Source organism: Jeotgalicoccus huakuii (genome assembly GCF_036665975.1).
Lineage (GTDB): Bacteria > Bacillota > Bacilli > Staphylococcales > Salinicoccaceae > Jeotgalicoccus > Jeotgalicoccus marinus.
In genome coordinates, this window is the sequence record NZ_JAVIYN010000042.1 from 1 (window position 1) to 412 (window position 412).

General features: G+C 37.4%; 2 tRNA genes. Both read left to right on the plus strand.

The features are described from left to right. The first annotated feature begins 202 nt into the window (after positions 1 to 202). Positions 203 to 291 (plus strand) — tRNA-Leu (locus V6E76_RS11410). A gap of 39 nt (positions 292 to 330) precedes the next feature. After that, positions 331 to 404, plus strand: a tRNA-Gly gene (locus V6E76_RS11415). Positions 405 to 412 lie beyond the last annotated feature (8 nt).

Sequence of the window (412 nt, forward strand, 5' to 3'; positions counted from 1 at the left end):
CCATTAATTTTAAAAAAATATAAATTAATCATTGACTTATAGTTTATAAGTAAGTATAATTTTAAATCTAAACTGTTAGAGCTTAAGCAACCAAGCGAAAGTACTTACAGAAAGGTTACAAAAAAGTTCTTGACATCGTGTTATCGAAAGGTTAAAATGGAAGATGTCGCTAAAAAGAACAAACATCTTATATATACTTTTAGCGGTTGTGGCGGAATCGGCAGACGCGCTAGGTTGAGGGCCTAGTGGGAGTTAAATCCCGTGGAGGTTCAAGTCCTCTCAGCCGCACCATTAAGACACTTTGAATTTTATACTAAATATTATACCTATGCGGGTGTAGTTAAATGGCATAACCTCAGCCTTCCAAGCTGATGTCGTCGGTTCGATCCCGATCACCCGCTCCATTATTTGT